The following is a 20,981-nucleotide window of genomic DNA, read 5'->3' on the forward strand; positions in this document are numbered from 1 at the left end:
TCCCGCGGCCTCGTGAGCCGGTGCGGCCCGCGGACCGGCCGACGCGCCCGGGCGCTACGAGCTGACCAGCTCGCCCGTCTCCACCGGCTCCGTCGCCGCCGCCGCGCTCCGGGCGTCGCCCGCCACCTCGTCCGCCGTCAGCGCGTACCCCGTCTCGGCGTCCGAGGTGGAGCGGGCGAAGACCACCCCGAAGACCCGCCCGTCCGTGGTCAGCAGCGGGCCGCCGGAGTTGCCCGGCCGGACGGTGGACCGGATCGCGTAGATCTCCCGGGTGACCGCGCGGTCGTTGTAGATGTTCTGGCCGGTCGCCCGCACCCGGCTGCCCACCGTCGCCGCCTGCAGGTTCAGGCCGCCGTCCTCGGGGTAGCCCGCCACCACCGCCGAGTCCCCGCGCACCGCGCTCGTGTCGAACCGCAGCACCGGAGCGCTCAGCCCGGGCACGTACAGCACCGCCAGGTCCCGGTCCGGGTCGAAGAGCACCACCCGGGCCTCGTACGACCGCCCGACCCCGCCGACGCGCACGCTCGGGTGGTCGATGCCGGCCACCACGTGCGCGTTGGTCATCACGCGCCGCGACGCGTACACGAACCCGCTGCCCTCACGGCCCTCGGTGCCCGCGGCGCCCTCGATCTTCACCGTGCTCAGCCTGGCCGCGTTCGTCGCGGCCGGGGTGACGCTGTCACCGGTCGGCCGGGCCACCCGGGCCGTCGACTCGTTCTCGAACGGGTTGAACACCTGCGGGAAACCCGCCTCGGTCAGCGCGGACGTCGCCCGCGAGAACCACGCCGGCGTGGTCTGCGGCATCGCCTCCTGCACCGCGCCCAGCAGCGCCGAGTTCCGTATCGCCGTCGTCAGCGTCTGCGACGGCGCCGCGGCCAGCACGCTCGCCGCCACCCAGGCCACCACCAGCACCGCGACCGCGTTCGCCGCCGCACCCCCCAGCCCGTCCGCCACCCGCAGCGGACCCCGGTCCAGCTCCCCGCGCAGCCGCAGCGCCAGCCGGCCCGCCAGCTCGTGCCCCACCACCGCCGGCACCAGCACCGTCAGCACCGCGAGCACCGTCGCCGCCGCCGAGCCCCGTTCCACCTGGCCCGTCACCCAGGGCAGCACCCACACGCCGATGACGGCGCCGCCCACGAACCCGGCCAGCGAGACACATCCGGCCACCAGCCCGCGCCGGTACCCCGACACCGCGTAGACGGCCATCACCAGCACAAGCAGCAGATCGAGCAGGTCCACGGAGCCGCCTTTCTCTCGGACCCCTCTGTACGGACGGGACCGGTCCGTTGATCACCCACGCGCGAGCCGGACGACCACCGGACGGTGGAACCGGCCACGTACGTGTGTACCCCCAGAAACGACCCGGACCGGGACGATGGTTCCACCAGGTGGCACAGCGCACATCGCGGGCACGGTACACCGGCCCGAGAGTGAGATCATGCGTGTGGTCCGAAGAGTCCTGAAGGCCGGTGCACCGGGTGTCGCACGGACCGGCCGCGCGGTGCGTGTGCTGGCCGCCTGCCTGCCCGGGGTGCTGGCCGTGGTCTCGCTGGCGCTGTGCGCCCGCGGCGTGGAGCGGGCCGTCCTGCCCGCCCCCGGCCGTGCCGCCGCGGCCCGGCCGCCCGTCGCCCACCAGGCCGCCCGGCCGCGCATCGTGCCGCGCTCCGCCTGGCTCGACCGCACCACCGGGCAGAGCCAGCCGCCTCCGCGCTACGACGACAAGGTGGTCGCCGTCTTCCTCCACCACACCGACTCGCCCAACGGCTACCGGTGCGCGGAGGCGCCGCGCATCATCCGGCATCTGTACGCGGGCCAGACCGGTGCCCGCGGCTGGGACGACATCGGTTACAACTTCCTCGTCGACCGCTGCGGCACCATCTACGAGGGCCGGGCCGGAGGCGTCGACCGGGCCGTCACCGGTGCCCACGCCCAGGGCTTCAACCACCGCACCGCCGGTATCGCCGCCCTCGGGACCTTCACCGCCGGGGTCCCCGTGCCCCGGGCCATGACCGACGCGATCGCCGCGCTGGCCGCCTGGAAACTCGGCCTGGCCGACGTCGACCCGCGTGGCCGGGCCCGGCTGGTCTCCAGCAGCGGCCTCAGCCGCTACAAGGCGGGCACCGCGGCCACCCTGCCCGTCCTCTCCGGCCATCAGGCCGGCTACCGGACCGACTGCCCCGGCGCGGCCCTCGCCGCCCGCCTCCCGGCCATCCGCGAACGCGCCGCCCTCCTGCAGGGCCGCACGCTGTCCCCGGTCCGCCCGGCGACGGGAAAGCCACCGGGGCCAGGAAAGCCGACGGCGACGGGCAAGCCGACGGCGACGGGCAAGCCGGCGGCCGAGGGGAAGCCGTCGGCCGGAGGGAAGCCGTCGGCCGAGGGCAAGCCGTCGGCCGAGGGGAAGCCGAAGCCGTCGGCCACGGGCAAGCCGTCGGCCACATGAGGCCACCGGCCGCTGCGAGGCCCCTCGTCCGGAACGCGGTGGCCCGGGGCCCGGCGCCGGAGACAGGGCAGGGCGGGTCATGTCCTGAAGCGGTTCCAGAGGCGGGGGTAGCGCTCGGCCAGTACCTGGTCGCTCTCCAGGTCCAGTGCCGTGCCCTCCGGCTCGGCCGGTGCCGGGGCGATGCCCAGGTCGGGCGCGACGGTCCCGGTCAGCTGCTCGTACGCCTCGTCCGCCGCGTACCCCAGCTCCTCGCCGTCGCCGTCGATCTCCTCGTCGAACTCGCCGAGCAGCTCGGCCAGCGCGTCCGGTTCGTGCAGCGCGCCCTCGAAGACCTCCCGGCCCTGGCCGATCAGCCAGCACCGGAAGAAGTCGAACGCGTCGTCGCTGCACCCGTCCAGCAGCAGCCAGGCGGCCCCCCACAGGTCCCAGCGGTAGGCGCGGTTGTAGCGGGCCTCGAAGTGACGGGCGAAGTCCAGGACCAGCTCCGGGTCCAGCCGGAGGAGCCGGTCCACGAGCACGTCGGCCTGCTCCTCGGGATCGCCCTCGGCGGCCTCCCGGCTGGCGTCGATCAGCTCCCAGAACTCCGTCTCGTCCATCACGGCACCAGCATCGGGCCTCGGCCGGTGCGACGCACCCGGAGTACGGCGGATCGCCGTCAGCCGTCCGCGCTCCGGTACAGCGCGGCGGTCCGCGCCGCGTCCGCCGCGAACCGCTCCCGCAGCCCGGCCGGCGCCAGCACCTCGGCCTCCGGCCCGAGCGCCGTCAGCTGGGTGTGCGCGACCTCCTCCGACTCCACGGGCAGCGTCACCGTCACCCAGCCCCCGGCGTCCGGCGAACCAGCACCGTCCAGCGCCTCCCGCGCGCCGAGCGGGTCGACGGCGTGCGGCAGCCTGCGCACCCCGTCCGGGGAGAGCCGTACGACGACCTCGGCGCGCAGGATCGACCGGGCGAACCGCTCGGCCTGGTCCGCCCAGAAACCGGGCAGGTCGAAGCCGGGGTCCCGGTCGAACGTCGCGTCGAGGGCGTCGACGGTGCCGAACCGGTCGATCCGGTACGTCCGGAAGGAGCCGCTCTCGGCCACCCGCGCGCACAGGTACCAGATCCCCGCCTTCAGCACGAGCCCGTACGGTTCCAGCCGCCGCTCCACCTCGTGGTCCGCACGCCGGTAGCGGGCGGTGACAGGACGGTCGTCCCACACCGCCTCGGCGAGCACCGGCAGCGGCGCGGGGGTCTCCGGCTCCCGGAACCAGGCCGGAGCGTCCAGGTGGAACCGCTGGGCGGCCGTGTCCGGGGCGTCCCGCAGCGAGGGCAGCAGCGCCGCGGCGACCTTCAGCCGGGCCGCGGAGGCCGCGTCCTGAAGCCCCATCTCCCTGAGCGCCCCCGGCACCCCGCTCAGGAACAGCGCCTCGGCCTCGCTCCTGGCCAGGCCGGTGAGCCGGGTCCGGTAGCCGCCGACCAGCCGGTACCCGCCGGCCCGCCCCCGGTCGGCGTACACCGGCACCCCGGCCTCGGACAGCGCCTGCGCGTCCCGCGTCACGGTCCGCTCCGACACCTCCAGCTCCCGGGCCAGCTCGGCGGCGGTCATGGCGGGACGGGACTGGAGGAGCAGAACCATCTTGATGAGGCGAGCGGCACGCATGCCCTCATCATGCCGGGGGGGGACCGACAGGAAAGGGGCACGGCAGCGGCCGTACCCCTTTCCCGGAACCCCGGTGCTTACAGCCCGTACTTCTCGCGGGCTTCCTTCACCGCCGTGGCCTTGACCTCGCCGCGCCGGGCGAGCTGGGCCAGGGCCGCGACGACGATCGACTCGGCGTCGACGCCGAAGTGGCGGCGGGCGGCCTCACGGGTGTCCGACAGACCGAAGCCGTCGGCGCCCAGCGAGGACCAGTCCTGCTCCACCCACTGCGCGATCTGGTCCGGCACCTGGCGCATGTAGTCGGAGACGGCCAGGACGGGACCCTCGGCACCCTGCAGCGCCTGGCGGACGAACGGCACCCGCTCCTCGCCGCGCAGCAGCGCCGCGTCGGCGTCCATCGCGTCCCGGCGCAGCTCGGACCAGGAGGTCGCGGACCACACGTCGGCGGCCACGCCCCACTCCTCGGCGAGCATCCGCTGGGCCTGAAGGGTCCAGTGGATCGCCGTACCGGAGCCGAGCAGCTGGATGCGCGGGGCGTTGGCCGGGGCGGTCACGCCCGCGGACTCCGCCGTGTTGAAGCGGTACAGGCCCTTGACGATGCCCTCGTCGATGCCGAGACCGGCCGGCTTGGCCGGCTGCGGCAGCGGCTCGTTGTAGACCGTCAGGTAGTAGAAGACGTTCTGGTCCTCGCCCGGCTTGGCCTCGCCGTACATCCGGCGCAGACCCTCACGGACGATCACCGCGATCTCGTAGGCGAACGCGGGGTCGTACGTCAGCGCGGCCGGGTTGGTCGCGGCGATGACCGGGGAGTGGCCGTCGGCGTGCTGCAGGCCCTCACCGGTGAGGGTCGTACGGCCCGCCGTCGCGCCGACGAGGAAGCCGCGGCCGAGCTGGTCGCCGAGCTGCCACATCTGGTCGGCGGTGCGCTGCCAGCCGAACATCGAGTAGAAGATGTAGAACGGGATCATCGCCTCGCCGTGCGTCGCGTACGCGCTGGACGCGGCGATGAAGTCGGCCATCGAACCGGCCTCGGTGATCCCCTCGTTGAGGATCTGGCCGTTCTTGGCCTCCTTGTAGTACATCAGCTGGTCGCGGTCGACCGGCTCGTACGTCTGGCCCTTGGGCGAGTAGATGCCCAGCGACGGGAACAGCGACTCCATGCCGAAGGTGCGCGCCTCGTCGGGGACGATCGGCACCCAGCGCTTGCCGGTCTCCTTGTCGCGGACCAGGTCCTTGACCAGCCGGACGAAGGCCATCGTGGTGGCCACGTTCTGCGAGCCGGAACCCTTGTCGAAGGAGGCGAACGCCTTCTCGGCGGGGGCGGGCAGCGGGGCCAGCGCGTGGGTGCGGCGGGCCGGGGCCGGTCCGCCGAGGGCCGCGCGGCGCTCCTGGAGGTAGCGGACCTCGGGGGAGTCGGCGCCGGGGTGGCCGTAGGGCACCACGCCGTCGGTGAAGTCGCTGTCCTTGATGGGCAGCTCCAGCAGGTCCCGCATCGTCTTGAACTCGTCCACCGTCAGCTTCTTCATCTGGTGGTTGGCGTTCTTCGACGCGAAGCCCTCGCCGAGGGTGTGGCCCTTGACCGTCTGGGCCAGGATCACGGTCGGCGCGCCCTTGTGCTCGACGGCGGCCTTGTACGCGGCGTAGACCTTGCGGGCCTCGTGACCACCGCGCGAGAGGTGGAAGCACTCGAGGATCTTGTCGTCGCTCAGCAGCTTCGCCATCTCGGCGAGCGCCGGGTCCTTGCCGAAGAAGTCCTCGCGGATGTAGGCGGCACCGCGCGTCTGGTACGTCTGGATCTGCGCGTCGGGTACCTCGCGCAGGCGGCGTACGAGCGCGCCGGTGGTGTCGAGCTGGAACAGCTCGTCCCAGGCCGTGCCCCACAGCGTCTTGATGACGTTCCAGCCGGCGCCGCGGAACTGGGCCTCCAGCTCCTGCACGATCTTGAAGTTGGCGCGGACCGGGCCGTCGAGGCGCTGCAGGTTGCAGTTGATGACGAAGGTGAGGTTGTCCAGCTCCTCACGGGCGGCGAGCGCGAGGGCCGCCGTCGACTCCGGCTCGTCCATCTCGCCGTCGCCGAGGAACGCCCACACGTGCGAGGCGGAGACGTCCTTGATGGCGCGGTTGGTCAGGTAGCGGTTGAAGCGCGCCTGGTAGATCGCGGAGAGCGGGCCGAGGCCCATCGACACCGTCGGGAACTCCCACAGCCAGGGCAGACGCCGCGGGTGCGGGTACGACGGCAGGCCGTTGCCGCCGGCCTCCTGGCGGAAGTTGTCCAGGTGCGCCTCGTTCAGGCGGCCGTCGAGGAAAGCGCGGGCGTAGATGCCGGGGGAGGCGTGGCCCTGGATGTAGAGCTGGTCGCCGGACCCGTCGGCCTCCTTGCCCTTGAAGAAGTGGTTGAAGCCGGTCTCGTACAGCCAGGCCGCGGAGGCGAAGGTGGCGATGTGGCCGCCGACGCCGTACTTCGAGCCGCGGGTCACCATGGCGGCCGCGTTCCAGCGGTTCCAGGCGGTGATCCGGGCCTCCATCTCCGGGTCACCGGGCAGGCCCGGCTCGGCGGAGGTGGGGATGGTGTTGACGTAGTCCGTCTCGAGGAGCTTCGGCAGCGCGATGCCGCCCGCCTCGGCGCGCTCCAGCGTGCGGCGCATCAGGTACGCGGCGCGGTGCGAACCGGCCTCCCTGGCGACGGCGTCGAGGGAGGCCTGCCATTCGGCGGTCTCCTCCGGGTCGCGGTCCGGGAGCTGGTCGAGCGCGCTCGGCTGGATGGCGTGGGGGTCGGTCATGTCGCCGCCTTCCTCAGTCGAAGGGGGTTCCCTCATCGGTAAGGGGTTGGGGGTGCCCTAGGTCTTTGGCAGGACAGGGCTGGACTTCGGTGGAAGTCCGTCGGCGACTGTAACTCCCTGATCGATGATCGATCAAAGGGTTGAGGGCGAAAACCTCTTGATTTGAAGAAAGTCGGCACCGGGTGCCTTCGATCATGGCACCCGGTGACGCCGAAATGCCGGGTTTTCGCAGGTGAGCAGGGGGATGCTCGGGTGCGTCAGGGGCGCGGGGCGCACCCGAGGACGTGCGCCTTGACCAGTTCCGGGATCCGCGGATCCCGGCGCTTGAACGCCTGCACCAGCTCCTCGTGCTCCTCCGCGTACGACTGCTGGACGGTGCCCAGCCAGCGGATCGACAGCGCCGTGAAGACCTCGATGCCGAGACCTTCCCAGGTGTGCAGCAGCACCGAGTTGTGGGCCGCGCGGACCAGTTCACGGTGGAAGCCGACCGTGTGGCGCACCTGGGCCGTGCCGTCCGCGTTGCGGTCGGCCTCGTACAGGGCCATGACGTGCGGCTCCAGCGCCGAGCAGTCCTCCGCGAGGCGGTCCGCCGCCAGCTCGGCCGCGATGGCCTCCAGGCCGGCCCGGACCGGGTAGCTCTCCTCCAGGTCGGCCGCGGTCAGATTGCGGACCCGGACGCCCTTGTTGGGGGCCGACTCGATCAGGCGGAGGGTCTCCAGCTCACGCAGGGCCTCCCGGACCGGGGTCTGGCTGACCTCCAGCTCGGTGGCGATCCGGCGCTCCACGATGCGCTCGCCCGGCTGCCAGCGCCCGCTGACGATCCCCTCCACGATGTGCTCGCGGATCTGTTCGCGCAGCGAGTGGACGACGGGCGCGGTCATGAGGGCTCCTTCGGGAGGGCTGACGTTTAGACAATACGGCGGGTTCGCTCCGTGGGTAGGGCGCGTGGGGGTGCTTTGGTGCAGGTGAGACGAGGCGCACACGGAGTGTGTGGCGCGTTCGGGCCCGGGTCCGTCCGTGTTCGGGCGGGAGCGGGCCGTATGCGGCCCGTCACCCGGTGCCCCGCGTCCCTCGTGGGGTCGCGGCCGGTCCTGCACGGAAAGCGGCGCCCCGCCCGGAGGATCCGGACGGGGCGCCGTACTGCCCGATCAGAGGATCAGAGGCCGAGCTCGACCTCGAACTCGCCCGCCTCCAGGATCGCCTTGACCGCCGTCAGGTAGCGGGCCGCGTCGGCGCCGTCCACCAGGCGGTGGTCGTAGGAGAGGGTCAGGTAGGTCATGTCGCGGACGCCGATGACCGTGCCCTCCTCGGTCTCGATGACGGCCGGACGCTTGACCGTGGCACCGATGCCGAGGATCGCGACCTGGCCCGGCGGCACGATGATCGTGTCGAACAGCGCGCCGCGCGAACCGGTGTTGGAGATGGTGAAGGTCGCGCCGGACAGCTCGTCCGGGGTGATCTTGTTGGCGCGGACCTTGCCGGCCAGCTCCGCCGTGGCCTTGGCGATGCCCGCGATGTTGAGGTCGCCGGCGTGCTTGATGACCGGGGTCATCAGGCCCTTCTCGGAGTCCACCGCGATTCCGACGTTCTCGGAGTCGAAGTAGGTGATCGTGCCCTCGGCCTCGTTGATCTTGGCGTTGATGACCGGGTGGGCCTTCAGCGCCTGGGCCGCCGCCTTCACGAAGAACGGCATCGGGGAGAGCTTGACGCCCTCGCGCGCGGCGAAGGAGTCCTTGGCCTGGGCGCGCAGGCGCATCAGGCGGGTGACGTCGACCTCGACGACCGACGACAGCTGGGCCTGCTCGTGCAGCGCCTTGACCATGTTGTCGCCGATGACCTTGCGGATGCGGGGCATCTTGACGGTCTGGCCGCGCAGCGGGGAGACCTCCAGCGCCGGGGCCTTCTTGGCGGCCGGCGCGGCGGCGGCCGGAGCCGGAGCGGCGACGGCGGCCTTCGCGGCCTCGGCGGCGGCGAGGACGTCCTGCTTGCGGATACGGCCGCCGACACCGGTGCCCTTGACGCCGGCCAGGTCGACGCCGTTCTCGGCGGCGAGCTTGCGCACCAGCGGGGTCACGTACGCGCCCTCGTCGGTCGCCTGGGTGGCGGTCGGGGAGGTCGGCGCGGTGGCCGGGGTGACCGGGGCCGGGGCGGGCGCCGGGGCCGGAGCCGGGGCGGCAGCGGCGGGCGCGGCCGGAGCGGCGGGGGCCGGGGCGGGCGCCGGAGCCGGGGCCGGAGCCGGGGCGGGGGCCGGGGCCGGAGCGGCGGCGGGGGCCGGGGCGGCCGGGGCCGGAGCGGCGGCCGGGGCGGCACCCGCGGCGCCGATGACGGCGAGCTTGGCGCCGACCTCGGCGGTCTCGTCCTCGTTGACCACGATCTCCAGCAGCACGCCCGAGGCGGGTGCCGGGATCTCGGTGTCGACCTTGTCCGTGGACACCTCGAGCAGCGGCTCGTCGGCCTCGACGGAGTCGCCGACCGACTTCAGCCAGCGGGTGACGGTGCCCTCGGTGACGGACTCACCGAGCGCGGGCAGGACCACGTCGGTGCCCTCGGCGCCACCGGCCGGAGCGGCCTCGGCGGCGGGAGCCGGAGCCGGGGCGGCCGGGGCCTCGGCGACCGGGGCGGGGGCCGGCTCGGCGGCCGGGGCCGGAGCGGCCTCGGCGGCCGGGGCCGGAGCGGCCTCGGCGGCGGGGGCCGGGGCGGCCGCGGGGGCGCCGGTGCCGTCGTCGATGACGGCCAGCTCGGCGCCGACCTCGACGGTCTCGTCCTCGGCGACCTTGATGGAGGCCAGCACACCGGCGGCGGGCGAGGGGATCTCGGTGTCGACCTTGTCGGTCGAGACCTCGAGCAGCGGCTCGTCGGCCTCGACGCGCTCGCCCTCGGCCTTCAGCCAGCGGGTGACAGTGCCCTCGGTGACGCTCTCGCCGAGCGCCGGAAGGGTTACGGAAACCGCCATGGTTTCGGTTGCTCCTAACGAATTGCGGAAGTCTGTGTCGTCGCGCCCGTTGACCGAAGGCTCAGTCGTGGGAGTGCAGCGGCTTGCCGGCGAGCGCCAGGTGCGCCTCGCCCATCGCCTCGTTCTGCGTCGGGTGGGCGTGGATGAGCTGGGCGACCTCGGCCGGCAGCGCCTCCCAGTTGTAGATCAGCTGGGCCTCGCCGACCTGCTCGCCCATGCGGTCGCCGACCATGTGGACGCCGACCACGGCACCGTCCTTCACCTGGACGAGCTTGATCTCGCCCGCGGTGTTGAGGATCTTGCTCTTGCCGTTGCCCGCCAGGTTGTACTTCAGAGCGACGACCTTGTCCGCGCCGTAGATCTCCTTGGCCTTGGCCTCGGTGATACCGACGGAGGCGACCTCCGGGTGGCAGTACGTCACCCGCGGGACACCGTCGTAGTCGATCGGAACGGTCTTCAGACCGGCCAGACGCTCCGCCACCAGGATGCCCTCGGCGAAGCCGACGTGCGCGAGCTGGAGGGTCGGGACGAGGTCACCGACGGCGGAGATGGTCGGAACGTTGGTGCGCATGTACTCGTCGACCAGGACGTAGCCCCGGTCCATGGCGACACCCTGCTCCTCGTAGCCGAGGCCCTGGGAGACCGGGCCGCGGCCGACGGCGACGAGGAGGACCTCGGCCTCGAACTCCTTGCCGTCGGCGAGGGTGACCTTGACGCCGTCCTGGGTGTACTCGGCCTTCTGGAAGAAGGTGCCCAGGCTGAACTTGATGCCGCGCTTGCGGAACGCGCGCTCGAGAAGCTTCGAGGAGTTCTCGTCCTCGACCGGGACGAGGTGCTTCAGGCCCTCGATGACGGTGACGTCCGAGCCGAAGGACTTCCACGCGGAGGCGAACTCGACGCCGATGACACCGCCGCCCAGGATGATCGCGGACTTGGGCACGCGGTCCAGGACGAGGGCGTGGTCGGAGGAGATGATGCGGTTGCCGTCGATCTCCAGGCCGGGCAGCGACTTCGGCACGGAGCCGGTCGCCAGCAGCACGTGGCGGCCCTGGACGCGCTGGCCGTTCACGTCCACGGAGGTGGGGGAGGACAGCCGGCCCTCGCCCTCGATGTACGTCACCTTGCGGGACGCGATCAGACCCTGGAGGCCCTTGTACAGGCCGGCGATCACGCCGTCCTTGTACTTGTGGACGGCCGGGACGTCGATGCCCTCGAAGGTGGCCTTGACGCCGAACTGCTCGCTCTCGCGGGCCTGGTCGGCGATCTCGCCCGCGTGCAGCAGGGCCTTGGTGGGGATGCAGCCCCGGTGCAGGCAGGTGCCGCCGACCTTGTCCTTCTCGATCAGGGCGACGTCCAGGCCCAGCTGCGCCCCGCGCAGAGCCGCGGCGTAACCACCGCTGCCACCGCCGAGGATCACTAGGTCGAAAACAGTGCTGGCGTCGTTCGCCACGTCACGTTCCTCCATGCATGTGCGCCGTACGCCGGTCGTCGCTGACCGGCAGGCGGCTGGTGTCCGGCCGCTTGATGCTTCGGCCCTTCGGTGGGGGCCCTGTCCTGCCGGGCTCCATCTTTGCACTTGTTCGAGGCGGACGAGACGCGGGGCTGGAGTGTGAGACACCCCACTGGCGGGCCCGCGAAGGGGCCCGGGGCCGGGTCCGGCGGGCGGTCGCGCCGCGTGGGCGCGACCACTCGCCGGGTCCGGCCGGGAGGCGGGCCGGCGGCCGGCCGTCAGCCCAGGTCGCCGGCGGCGGTCAGCTCAGCCAGCCGGACGAGCGTGCGCACGGCGGAGCCGGTCCCGCCCTTCGGGGTGTACCCGAAGGGGCCGCCCTCGTTGAACGCCGGGCCGGCGATGTCCAGGTGCGCCCAGGTGATGCCGTCGCCCACGAACTCGCGCAGGAAGAGGCCGGCGACCAGTCCGCCGCCCATCCGCTCGCCCATGTTCGCGAGGTCGGCGACCTGCGATTCCATGCCCTTGCGCAGGTGCTCCGGCAGCGGCATCGGCCAGGCCGGCTCGCCGACCTCCTCCGCCGCCTCGTGCACCGCCGAGCGGAACGCGTCGTCGTTGGCCATGACGCCGAACGTCCGGCTGCCCAGCGCCAGCATCATCGCGCCGGTCAGCGTGGCGACGTCCACGATCGCGTCCGGGGTCTCCTGCGAGGCCGCCCACAGCGCGTCGGCGAGGACGAGGCGGCCCTCGGCGTCGGTGTTGAGCACCTCGACCGTCTTGCCGCTGTACATGCGCAGCACGTCACCCGGGCGCACGGCGGAGCCCGACGGCATGTTCTCGGCCAGCGCCAGCCAGCCGGTGACGTTGACCTCCAGACCGAGGCGGGCGGCGGCGACGACGGCGGCGAACACGGCGGCGGCACCGCTCATGTCGCACTTCATCGTCTCGTTGTGACCGGCCGGCTTCAGGGAGATGCCGCCCGAGTCGTAGGTGATGCCCTTGCCGACGAAGGCCAGGTGCTTGTCCGCCTTCGGGTGCTTGTACGACAGCTTCACCAGGCGCGGGGTGGCCGCAGAGCCGCCGCCGACCCCGAGGATGCCGCCGTAGCCGCCCTTGGCCAGGGCCTTGTCGTCGAGCACCTGCACCTTGATGCCGTGCTCCTTGGCCGCGGCCTGCGCGATGCCGGCGAAGATCGCGGGCGTGAGGTCGTTCGGCGGCATGTTGATCAGGTCGCGGGCGCGGTTCAGCTCCTCGGCGACCGCGAGCGCGCGGACGACCGCGCCCTTGTGGGCCACGTCGCGCGGCTTGCCGCCGAGCAGCGCGGCCTCGGCCAGCGGCGCCTTGCCGTTCTTGGCCTTGGTGTTCGCGGCCTCCTGGGCGTTGCCCTTGTAGGCGTCGAAGGAGTAGGCGCCGAGCAGGACGCCCTCGCCGATCGCGCCGATCGCGCCGGGGCCGTCCACGGGCAGCGCGAACGCGGCCTTCCTGGAGCCGGTGAGCGTCCGGGCCGCCAGGCCGGCGGCCCGGCGCAGCGCCTCGGCGTCGTACCCGGCGTCCTCGTCCTCGGCGTCGGGCGCCGGGCCGAGGCCCACGGCCACCACGAGCGGGGCCTTGAAGCCGGCGGGCGCGGGCAGCTTCGTCAGCTCGCCCTCGGCACCCGAGGCGCCGAGGGTCTCCAGGACGCCGGCCAGCTTGCCGTCGTACGCCTTGTCCACGGCCTCGGCGCCCGGCGCGACGACGGGCCCCTGGGCACCCTTGGCGACACCGATCACGATCGCGTCGGCCCGCAGGCCGGGCGCCGCGGCGGTGCTGAGAGTCAGAGCAGTCACGGTGGTGAAATCTCGCTTCCGATGTGAAGTTGCTGTGGCCGATGTGGGGTGGGTCGACCGGGCCCGGGAGCCGACCCTAGGCCCAGGCCCGGGGAGACATGGCAACCGGGTCCTTCACCCTGTCGGCGAACACCCGGGACGAGACTACGCGCGTGTGTGTCTTCGCTCATTCCTTCGGGTGTTCACCCGGGCGTGGCGTCACGGCCACTTCTCCCCCCTGCGCTCCCGTGACCTGAGCCACACTCGTCGGGTTCCGGTGTGGTGCCGACCCACCGGTTCGCATGATTTCCACTGATTCTCCGCGCATTCACCGCGAAGGATCCTCTGGGGGAGGAACCAGCCATGGCCCACCGTGCACACCGCTGGAGAGCGGCCGGCGTCACCGCCGCCGCAACCGGACTGATATCGCTCGGGCTCGCCGCGCCGCAGGCGTCGGCGGCGGGCGAGCCGCGCGTCGACCTCAGGGTGCTGGTCGTCGACGACGGCGCGGGACCCGTCGGGGCGATCACCGCCCAGCTGAGGAGCGAGGGAATCCCGTACACCACCGTCGACCTGGAGGACTCCGGGCGGCCCACGATCACCGGCGCCTTCCTGAGCGACACCGTCGGCGGCCGGCCCCGGGCGAGGTTCCAGGGCGTGGTCCTGCCGGACGAGGCCCCGTTCGGGGCGGCCTCGGCCGAGCAGACGGCCCTGGAGGAGTACGAGCGCACGTACGGCATCCCGCAGCTCGACGCCTACACCTGGGCCCACCCCGGGGTCGGGCTCGACTACACCGACCGCGACGGGTACGCCGGCCCGCTGGACGGGCGCACCGCGAACGTCACCGCGGCCGGCCGGGCGGGCCCCTTCGGCTATCTGCGGGGCCCCTTCTCCTTCGAGGACAACTCGCCCTCGGTCGACGAGAGTTACGGCTTCGTCGCCCAGCCCCGCGCCGGCTTCACCAGCTATGTCGACACCCCCGTGCCCGGCGGCACCGGAGCCGGCAGCCTGCTCGGCGAGTACGCCCACGACGGCCGCCGCGAGCTGGTGGTGACCTTCGCCCACAACCAGTACCAGCAGCAGTTCCGGGTGCTGGCCCGCGGCATGGTCGAGTGGCTGACCCAGGGCGTGCACCTCGGGCAGGCCCGCAACTACTTCGCCGTCCACGTCGACGACGTCTTCGCGTCCGACGCCCGCTGGGACGCCGAGCGCAACTGCACCCCGGGCGACATCGACTGCGCGGGCGGCGGCGACGACACCGGCACGCCGATCCGGATGACCGCGGCCGACGCCCAGTACCTGGCCTCCTGGCAGCGCGGCCACGGCCTCACCCTGGACCTGGTCTTCAACGCGGGCGCCGGCGAGGAGTGGAAGGCGGAGCACGGCGGCACGGACGCCCTGACCGGGCAACTGCTCGCGGACAAGGCGCAGTACCGGTGGGTCAACCACACCTACACCCACCCGTTCCTCGGCTGTGTCCAGGACGTGACGACCGTGCCGTGGAGCTGCGCGAAGAACGCCGACGGATCGACGAAGTGGGTCAGCCGCTCCGACATCTCCGGGCAGATCTCCGACAACTACTCCTGGGCGCTCCTGCACGGTCTGTCCGTCGACCCCGGCGAGCTGGTCACCGGCGAGCACTCGGGCCTGAAGACCCTGCCGCAGCAGCCGCAGGACAATCCCAACCTGGGGCCGGCCCTCGCCGCGAACGGCGTGAAGTGGACCGCCTCGGACAACTCCCGCGAGTCCGCGCAGCGGGCCGTGGGCAGCGGGGCGCTCACCGTGCCGCGCTACCCGATGAACGTGTACTACAACACCGGCACCAGGGCCGAGATGGCCGACGAGTACAACTGGATCTACACGTCCAGGGCGGACGGCGGCAGCGGGGTCTGCGAGGACAACCCGGCCTCGACCTGCCTGGCCGAGCCGCTGGACACCGCCACCGGCTACGTCGACCACATCGTCCCGAACGAGGCGCACACCGACCTCGGGCACGTGCTGGGCAACGACCCGCGCCCGCACTACGTCCACCAGTCCAACCTGGCCGAGGACCGCGTGCTGTACCCGGTGCTGGACCGTGTGCTGGCCGACTACCAGGCGCTGTTCGCCGACAGCGCCCCGATCGTCAACCTGCGTCAGAGCGCCATCGGCGCCGAGCTGCAGAACCGGGCGAAGTGGCAGACCGCGCTCGACGCCGGCAAGGTCACGGCCTACCGGATCGGCAACACCGTGACGGTCGGCGCACCGTCCGGAACGAAGATCCCGGTGACCGCTCCGGAGGGAACGCGGCAGCAGCAGGTGCTGGGCACGACCGCCTTCGGCACGGCGTACGCCGGCGAGCGCTCGGACTGGGCGGCCCCCGGCCTGCTCCAGACCGCGCTCACGCTGAAACTGCCGTAGAGGGCCGCGGGGGGCTGCGGGCCGGCCTGAGCGTGACGGTGCGTCGTGGCCGGGCGCGCGGTGCCCCGCGCCCCTTCGGGGGCGTGCCTGTCAGTGGCCGAGGGACAGCAGGACGAGGGTGGTGGTTGCGGCTGTTTCCGCGAGGGCGCCGAACACGTCGCCGGTGATCCCGCCGAACCGCCGGACGCAGTGGCGCAGGAGCAGTTCGGCGACGGTGACGGCGGCGGCCACCGCGACGGCGGTGCGCGCCCCGTCGTACCGGCCGAGGCCGGCGGCCGCCGCCCCGGCCACCGCCACCGCTCCGGCCGCCAGCCCCAGCGCGGCGGCCCTCGGGACCACCCCGGCCACCGCCGCCCCGAGTCCCTCCGGGCGGGCGGCCGGCACCCCGGCCCGGGCGGCCAGGGTGAGCGCCAGCCGGGCCGCGACCGCCGAGGCCACGGCGGCCACCGCGCCCCGCGCCCAGGAGGCGTCGTAGAGCTGCGCCAGCACCGCCACCTGGGCCAGCAGCACCAGGACGAGGGTGAGCACGCCGAACGGCCCGATGTCCGACTGCTTCATGATCCTGAGCGCGTCCTCGGCGGGCTTGCCGCTGCCCAGCCCGTCCGCGGTGTCGGCGAGCCCGTCGAGATGCAGCCCCCGGGTGAGCGCGGCGGGTACGGCCACCGAGGCGACCGCGGCGAGCAGCGGACCGGCGCCGCCGAGGAGCAGCAGCAGGCCGAGCCCGGCCGCCGAGCCGCCGACGACCAGTCCGGCCGCCGGGGCGCACAGCATCCCGGCACGCGCGGCCTCCCGGTCCCAGCGGTGCACCCGGACGGGCAGCACGGTGAGCGTGCCGAAGGCGAAGCGAAGACCGTCGTGAGCGGAGGACTTGAGCACCGGCGCAGGTTACCCGGCGCTTCCCGGGCCCTCCCGTGCCCGGGAAGGAGGCCCCCTCCCGCACCTGGGGATAAGGTGCGCATATGGGGCACTGGTGGGTGCGCAACATCGTCGAGCCGGGCAAGCTCCCGCTGTTGCTCGCTCTCGCCGCCTTCGTGCTGACCTTCGTCGTCACCCGGGTCATCACCCGCCTGATCCGGGCCGGGAAGGGCCCGTTCGGCAACGTCGAGGCGGGCGGGCTGCACATCCACCACGTCGTCCCCGGGGTCGTCCTCACCGTCGTCGGCGGCTTCGGCGCGGTCGCCAGCGACCGGCACGGCGTCGGCGCGCCCGTCTCGGCCGTGCTCTTCGGCGTGGGCGCGGGCCTCGTCCTGGACGAGTTCGCGCTGATCCTCCACCTCCAGGACGTCTACTGGACCGCGGAGGGCCGCAAGAGCGTCGAGGTCGTCGTGCTCACCGTCGCCCTCGTCGGACTGCTGCTCGCCGGGTTCGCCCCGTTCGGCGTCGACGACCTGACGCAGGAGGAACTGCAGGACCGCGGCGGCGCCATCGCCACCATCGCCGGGAACTTCGTCTTCGCGCTCGTCGCCCTCGGCAAGGGCAAGACGCGCATCGCGCTCTTCGGGGCGATCGTGCCGCTGGTCGCGTTCGTCGGCGCGGTCCGGCTCGCCCGCCCCGGCTCCCCGTGGGCCCGCCGCTTCTACGGCCGCCGCCCCCGCGCCCGCGCCAGGGCCGCCCTGCGCGCCTACCGGCACGACCGCCGCTGGGCCGGGCCGCGCCGCGCCGTTCAGGACTGGATCGGCGGCAAGCCCGACCCCCGGCCGGCGCGCCTGCCCGGCCACCGGTGACCGCGCGCGGGGCCCGGCCGGCTCACTGACCGGTGCCGCGCCGCCGCCACGAGGCACAGCACCCCGACGGCCATCAGCGCGGCCAGGTGCTCCTTGCCCGCCAGGTTCTCCTTCACCAGCACCTCGACGACCATCGCCAGCGTGACCGCGCCCGCCGTCACATAGGCGCCGTACCGCCAGCCCACGAACACCGCGAGTCCCACGACCGCGGCCGACGGGCCGGTGTCCACCACCTGGGCGTCGGTCCACGGCAGCCCGAACGGGGCATGCGGGCCGAGGGTGATCCCGAGGCGCGCGTACAGGGTTCCGGCGAGCGTGGCGAGGTAGGCGATGGCCAGCGTCCGCCACCAGCCGAGGCACAGCTCGGCGATCCCGAACACCAGCAGGATCTGTACCAGCGCCCCCCACACCGGCAGGTCCAGCGCGGGCACGAACAGCGACAGGGGAGTGCGCAGCAGGGCCGGCCCCAGCGGGTCCGCGGCCCGTACCGCACCCAGGTCCTGGACGGGCTGGTAGCCCCAGGGCTGGTTCTGCACGTACTGGAGGAGGGCCGTCAGGGCGACCCCTGCGAGCGTCATCGGGACCGCCGGCAGCCCGCGCCGGCGCAGGGGTTCGCGCACGGCGGCGTACAGCGGCCCCCACTCGGCTCGGGCCCAGCGGGCGAGCGTTCCCCTCACGTGTTCCTCATCCCCGTACGGTCAACGATGTGTGTCCAGGTGCCTGCGGTGCAGCCACTTCGGCAGTCCCGGCGCCTCCAGGAAGCCCTCCGCGCGGGCCGAGGCGAGGCCGATGCGCGGCAGGTCCCCGCTCTTCTCGAAGAGCAGGAACCGTGGCTCCCAGATGGGCCGGTACTTCGCGTTGGCGCGGTAGAGCGACTCGATCTGCCACCAGCGGGAGAAGAAGCTGAGCAGCGACCGCCACAGCCTCAGCACCGGTCCGGCTCCGAGGCGCGCGCCACGTTCGAAGACCGATCTGAACATCGCGAAGTTGAGTGAGACCTGCGTGATCCCGATCTCGCGGGCCCGCCGCAGCAGCTCGATGACCATGAACTCCATCAGCCCGTTGTCGGAGTCCCGGTCGCGCCGCATGAGGTCCAGGGACAGCCCGTACGGTCCCCACGGCACGAAGGACAGCAGCGCCCGCAGCCGTCCCTCGCCGTCCGTGCACTCCAGCATCACGCACCGGCCGTCCTCGGGGTCCCCGAGCCGGCCGAGCGCCATGCTGAAACCGCGCTCGGTGGCGCCGTCGCGCCAGTCGTCGGCGCGCTCGACGAGGTACGCCATCCGGTCCGCCGGGATGTCCTCGTGCCGCCGGACGCGCACCTCGTACCCGGCCCGTTTCACCCGGTTGTACGCCTGCCGGACGGTGCGCATCGCCCGCCCCTCCAGCGTGAACTCGGCGACCTCCACGATCGCCTCGTCCCCGAGCTCCAGCGCGTCCAGACCGTGCCGGGCGTACACCGTCCCGGCCTCCTCGCCCGCGCCCATCACCGCCGGGATCCAGCCGTGCGCCCGCGCCTCGGCCAGCCAGGGCGCGATCGCCCCCGGCCAGGCCTCCGGGTCGCCGAGCGGATCCCCGGACGCCAGGCTCACCCCGCCGACGACCCGGTAGGCGACGGCGGCCTTCCCGGTCGGCGACCACACCACGCTCTTCTCCCGGCGCAGCGCGAAGTAGCCGAGCGAGTCGCGCTCCCCGTGCCGCTCCAGCAGCGCCCGCAGCCGCTTCTCGTCGTCCACGGTGAGCGGGTCGACGGCGCGGCGGGAGCGGAAGGCGGCGTAGAGGACGGCGAGGACGAGGACCGTACTGAGCACGTTGACGGCCACGTTGGCCCAGTTGGGCGGGTCGATCCCGGGGAAGCGGGACTCCTCGGCCGCGACGGAGATCAGCCGCAGGGTGCCGTAGTGCCAGCGCTCCGCGAAGGTCGAGCGGGCCGCGTCCGGCGCCTGGTCGGTGACCGTCACCAGCAGCCCGGCCAGCAGGCTCGCGGCCAGGCCGCCGCCGACGGCCACCGTGGCCGCGAGCCGGGGGTTGGACCGGTCGCCCTTGGCGTAGAACTCGCGGCGGCCGACGAGCAGCGCGCCCACGAAGGCGGCCGTCAGCGCCAGCGAGATCCAGTTCTGCCCGTACCGCCGGATCTCCGGGAACGCCATGGCGAACGCGAGCAGGGCCAGGAAGAGGCCGCTCGTCACCAGGTTCAGGATCCACGCGGCCCGCTTCCGGCGGCGCATGGTGATGGCGAGGAAGGCGGTGAACACGCCGGAGGCGAAGCCGGCCGTCAGCAGGTACGGCGTGAAGAAGTCGTCCTGGTTGTGCCGGCGCACGTCCTGGCCGAGCGAGACCCACACCGCGCTGAGGAAGTTGATGAAGGCGACGGTCCGCAGGTACCAGACGGCGAAGGCGGCGGCCCTCCGGGAAGCCCCGGCGGCCCGCCGCCCCCGCCCGCCCGTCCGCTCGGCCCCGGCACAGCGCGCCACGGCAATTCGGGCATCTCCCATAGCCCAGGATCATATGGGCGCAACCCCAACGAACCCCGCTATTCCCCCGCCCTGCCCAAGCCGCCCCCCACCGGACACCGCCGCCGCCCCACGCTTCCCCGACGGCGCGCCCCGGCGGTCTCGAACCGGTCGGGGTGTTCTACTCCGTGTTCTCCTCCGGGCCCTTCTCGGTCTCCGGCGTTTCGGGCTCCGGGGTCTCCGGCAGCTCCGCTGCCAGCGCGGCGGCGGCTCGCACCAGGGGCAGCGCCAGCAGCGCGCCGACGCCCTCGCCGACCCTCACCCCCTGCTCCAGCAGCGGTTCGAGGGCCATCCGGTCCAGCGCCTTCGCCTGCCCCGGCTCCCCGCTGTCGTGCCCGGCCAGCCACCAGTCCGGCGCCCGGAACGCGACCCGCTGGGCGACCAGCGCGCACGCGGCGGCCACGACCCCGTCGAGCAGCACCGGCAGCTTCCGCACCGAGCACTGCAGCAGGAACCCGGTCATCGCCGCGATGTCCGCCCCGCCCACCGCCGCCAGCAGCCGCAGCTGGTCCCCGAGCACCGGCCGGGCCCGCCGCAGCGCGTCCCGGATCGCCGCGCACTTGCGCATCCAGGTCAGGTCGTCGATCGCGAGCCCGCCCCGCCCGGTGACCACGGACGCGTCCGTGCCGCACAGCGCGGCGATCAGCACCGCCGCCGGCGTGGTCCCGCCCACGCTGACATCGCCGAGCACCACCAGATCGGTCCCCGAGTCGGCCTCCTCGTCGGCGACGGCGACACCGGCCCGCAGAGCGGCCTCCGCCTCCTCCAGGGTGAGCGCGTCCTCGATGTCGATCCGGCCGCTGCCCCGCCGCACCCGGTGCCGCACCACGTCCTTCGGCAGCGTCTCCGGATCGCAGTCCAGGGCCATGTCCACGACCCGTACCGGAACCTCCAGCCGGCGCGCGAGCACCGCCACCGGGCTCTCACCCTCCAGCACCGCCCGCACCAGCCGCTCCGCGCCGCCCGCCGGACGCGCCGAGACACCCAGCCCGGCGACACCGTGGTCCCCCGCGAACAGCACCACCCGCGGCCGCTCGACCGGCCGCACCGGCACGTCACCCCGCGCGGCGGCCAGCCACTCGCCCAGCTCGTCGAGGCGGCCCAGCGCCCCCGGCGGCACGATCTGGCGCTCCCGCCGGGCTTCGGCGTCACGGCGCACGCCCCCGTCCGGGCGCTCGATCAGATCGGTGAAGTCGTCCAGATTAAGGCTGCTCATTCGCCGAACAGTACCGCCAGCGAACGAACGCTCCCGCGCCACATCGCCACCACACCCCCACGAC

At 73.4% G+C, this 20,981-nt stretch carries 14 protein-coding genes and 1 pseudogene; 3 read left to right on the forward strand and 12 right to left on the reverse strand.

The window, feature by feature from the left end; genetic code table 11:
* Window positions 1-54: 54 nt before the first annotated feature.
* The gene (locus FHS34_RS04365) at window positions 55-1,239 is read right to left on the reverse strand and encodes a MarP family serine protease (RefSeq protein WP_184961167.1); all 1,185 of its coding nucleotides are present in this window, start codon (window positions 1,237-1,239) and stop codon (window positions 55-57) included.
* 268 nt (window positions 1,240-1,507) lie between these two features.
* On the opposite strand from FHS34_RS04365, the pseudogene FHS34_RS04370 reads away from it, so the two are divergent.
* Window positions 1,508-2,242, forward strand: a pseudogene (locus FHS34_RS04370) (peptidoglycan recognition protein family protein); the annotation flags it as partial.
* 275 nt (window positions 2,243-2,517) lie between these two features.
* On the opposite strand, the gene FHS34_RS04375 reads toward FHS34_RS04370, so the two are convergent.
* The 7 genes from FHS34_RS04375 to FHS34_RS04405 all read right to left on the reverse strand — a co-directional run bounded on the left by FHS34_RS04375 (window position 2,518) and on the right by FHS34_RS04405 (window position 13,085).
* Window positions 2,518-3,036 (reverse strand): DUF4240 domain-containing protein, encoded by a 519-nt coding sequence (locus FHS34_RS04375; protein ID WP_184961356.1) that lies wholly within the window; start codon window positions 3,034-3,036, stop codon window positions 2,518-2,520.
* Window positions 3,037-3,095: 59 nt separating this feature from the next.
* Entirely contained in the window at window positions 3,096-4,079 is a 984-nt protein-coding gene (locus tag FHS34_RS04380; RefSeq protein ID WP_184961169.1) for a helix-turn-helix transcriptional regulator, read from the reverse strand.
* 77 nt (window positions 4,080-4,156) lie between these two features.
* The gene (gene aceE, locus FHS34_RS04385) at window positions 4,157-6,859 is read right to left on the reverse strand and encodes a pyruvate dehydrogenase (acetyl-transferring), homodimeric type (RefSeq protein ID WP_184961171.1); all 2,703 of its coding nucleotides are present in this window, start codon (window positions 6,857-6,859) and stop codon (window positions 4,157-4,159) included.
* 257 nt (window positions 6,860-7,116) lie between these two features.
* Window positions 7,117-7,740, reverse strand: a complete 624-nt coding sequence (locus tag FHS34_RS04390) for a GntR family transcriptional regulator (RefSeq protein ID WP_184961173.1) — start codon at window positions 7,738-7,740, stop codon at window positions 7,117-7,119.
* Window positions 7,741-8,015: 275 nt separating this feature from the next.
* Complete coding sequence (sucB, locus tag FHS34_RS04395; RefSeq protein ID WP_184961175.1) at window positions 8,016-9,812, reverse strand: 2-oxoglutarate dehydrogenase, E2 component, dihydrolipoamide succinyltransferase; 1,797 nt, start codon at window positions 9,810-9,812, stop codon at window positions 8,016-8,018.
* Window positions 9,813-9,873: 61 nt separating this feature from the next.
* Window positions 9,874-11,262, reverse strand: coding sequence for a dihydrolipoyl dehydrogenase (gene lpdA / locus FHS34_RS04400; RefSeq protein WP_184961177.1), 1,389 nt, complete (start codon window positions 11,260-11,262; stop codon window positions 9,874-9,876).
* A gap of 278 nt (window positions 11,263-11,540) precedes the next feature.
* Entirely contained in the window at window positions 11,541-13,085 is a 1,545-nt protein-coding gene (locus FHS34_RS04405; RefSeq protein WP_184961179.1) for a leucyl aminopeptidase, read from the reverse strand.
* Between the two features lie 342 nt (window positions 13,086-13,427).
* On the opposite strand from FHS34_RS04405, the gene FHS34_RS04410 reads away from it, so the two are divergent.
* Window positions 13,428-15,464: a hypothetical protein gene (locus FHS34_RS04410; RefSeq protein WP_184961181.1), complete on the forward strand. Its 2,037-nt coding sequence runs from the start codon at window positions 13,428-13,430 to the stop codon at window positions 15,462-15,464.
* 90 nt (window positions 15,465-15,554) lie between these two features.
* Here FHS34_RS04410 and FHS34_RS04415 read toward each other — a convergent pair whose 3' ends face one another.
* Window positions 15,555-16,340 carry an adenosylcobinamide-GDP ribazoletransferase gene (locus tag FHS34_RS04415; protein WP_184961183.1) on the reverse strand — a complete coding sequence of 262 codons (786 nt, stop codon included), beginning with the start codon at window positions 16,338-16,340 and terminating at the stop codon, window positions 15,555-15,557.
* Window positions 16,341-16,423: 83 nt separating this feature from the next.
* Here FHS34_RS04415 and FHS34_RS04420 point away from each other — a divergent pair, with 83 nt between their 5' ends.
* Window positions 16,424-17,188, forward strand: coding sequence for a hypothetical protein (locus FHS34_RS04420; RefSeq protein ID WP_184961185.1), 765 nt, complete (start codon window positions 16,424-16,426; stop codon window positions 17,186-17,188).
* Here FHS34_RS04420 and FHS34_RS04425 read toward each other — a convergent pair.
* From FHS34_RS04425 to cobT, 3 genes are all read right to left on the reverse strand, one after another.
* Window positions 17,128-17,865, reverse strand: a complete 738-nt coding sequence (locus FHS34_RS04425) for a hypothetical protein (RefSeq protein WP_184961187.1) — start codon at window positions 17,863-17,865, stop codon at window positions 17,128-17,130. The two genes, FHS34_RS04420 and FHS34_RS04425, sit on opposite strands and share 61 nt — an antisense overlap.
* Before the next feature lie 21 nt (window positions 17,866-17,886).
* Window positions 17,887-19,683 carry a phosphatidylglycerol lysyltransferase domain-containing protein gene (locus FHS34_RS04430; protein ID WP_221508430.1) on the reverse strand — a complete coding sequence of 599 codons (1,797 nt, stop codon included), beginning with the start codon at window positions 19,681-19,683 and terminating at the stop codon, window positions 17,887-17,889.
* Between the two features lie 139 nt (window positions 19,684-19,822).
* Window positions 19,823-20,917, reverse strand: coding sequence for a nicotinate-nucleotide--dimethylbenzimidazole phosphoribosyltransferase (gene cobT, locus FHS34_RS04435; protein ID WP_184961189.1), 1,095 nt, complete (start codon window positions 20,915-20,917; stop codon window positions 19,823-19,825).
* Between the last annotated feature and the right edge of the window lie 64 nt (window positions 20,918-20,981).

It is taken from the genome of Streptomyces echinatus, from assembly GCF_014203595.1.
GTDB lineage: Bacteria > Actinomycetota > Actinomycetes > Streptomycetales > Streptomycetaceae > Streptomyces > Streptomyces echinatus.

Coding starts and splice junctions, on each gene's coding strand:
- aceE (WP_184961171.1), bottom strand. CDS start 6,859: ATGACCGACCCCCACGCCATCCAGCCGAGCGCGCTCGACCAGCTCCCG.
- FHS34_RS04375 (WP_184961356.1), bottom strand. CDS start 3,036: ATGGACGAGACGGAGTTCTGGGAGCTGATCGACGCCAGCCGGGAGGCC.
- FHS34_RS04430 (WP_221508430.1), bottom strand. CDS start 19,683: ATGGGAGATGCCCGAATTGCCGTGGCGCGCTGTGCCGGGGCCGAGCGG.
- FHS34_RS04410 (WP_184961181.1), top strand. CDS start 13,428: ATGGCCCACCGTGCACACCGCTGGAGAGCGGCCGGCGTCACCGCCGCC.
- FHS34_RS04390 (WP_184961173.1), bottom strand. CDS start 7,740: ATGACCGCGCCCGTCGTCCACTCGCTGCGCGAACAGATCCGCGAGCAC.
- FHS34_RS04380 (WP_184961169.1), bottom strand. CDS start 4,079: ATGCGTGCCGCTCGCCTCATCAAGATGGTTCTGCTCCTCCAGTCCCGT.
- cobT (WP_184961189.1), bottom strand. CDS start 20,917: ATGAGCAGCCTTAATCTGGACGACTTCACCGATCTGATCGAGCGCCCG.
- sucB (WP_184961175.1), bottom strand. CDS start 9,812: ATGGCGGTTTCCGTAACCCTTCCGGCGCTCGGCGAGAGCGTCACCGAG.
- FHS34_RS04420 (WP_184961185.1), top strand. CDS start 16,424: ATGGGGCACTGGTGGGTGCGCAACATCGTCGAGCCGGGCAAGCTCCCG.